A 775-nucleotide genomic window follows, 5' to 3' on the forward strand; every position below is an offset into this window, starting at 1 on the left:
ACTATCTCTATAAGAATAATGGTGTGCACGGACAATATCAGTGCAAAGTCTGTTCTGCTTTATTTAATTCGAAGAATCGTTACTCTAAAGATGTCATTCTCAAATGTCCTCACTGTGAGAAGTGTCTTGAGAAGATTAAACAACGGTCTGAATTCGACATCTACAAGTGTAAAAACGACACTTGTCCTTATTATATTCAGGCGTTAAACCAGTTGAGTGAGGAGCAAAAGGAACTCTATACTGTCGCACCATACTACTTAAAGCTACGATACGTCTATCGTCAGTTTAATTTAAAACTCGAGGACATCAAGTCCTATGGACTGATTGAATCGCCAGTTGACTTAAGTCGCATTCATGCCTCACCTCGATTATTAGGTGAGATTTTGACCTACCACGTTAATTACGGCCTTCCTGCACCTAAGGTTGCCGCATTAATCTACGACATACACGGAGTAAAGATTGGTAGACAGACGATATTAAACTACGCGGCAGCAGCAGGGGCTCAACTTTACACCCTTACTCAACACTACCCCTATGATCTTTCTGATCAGATCTGTGGAGACGAGACCTACATCCGTGTCGGGAAAAAATGGCACTATATCTGTTACTTCTTCGATGCAAAGAATAAAATCATCTTATCCCAAAGAGTGTCTGAAAAACGCAATACTGAATTAGCAATCAGGGCCATTCACGATGTGCTCGACCACTATATAGCTAGCGAAATCCCTGAGGATTTAAACCTCATCGTTGACGGAAACCCTATTTACAAACTGGC

At 41.2% G+C, this 775-nt stretch carries 1 protein-coding gene; it reads left to right on the top strand.

Annotated features, from left to right (window positions below; translation table 11 throughout):
* Positions 1-212: 212 nt before the first annotated feature.
* A partial coding sequence (locus tag ACYVLS_RS08870; RefSeq protein ID WP_460323693.1) for a DDE-type integrase/transposase/recombinase occupies positions 213-775 on the top strand: 563 nt, incomplete at its 3' end.

This window comes from Alkalibacterium psychrotolerans (assembly GCF_054784355.1).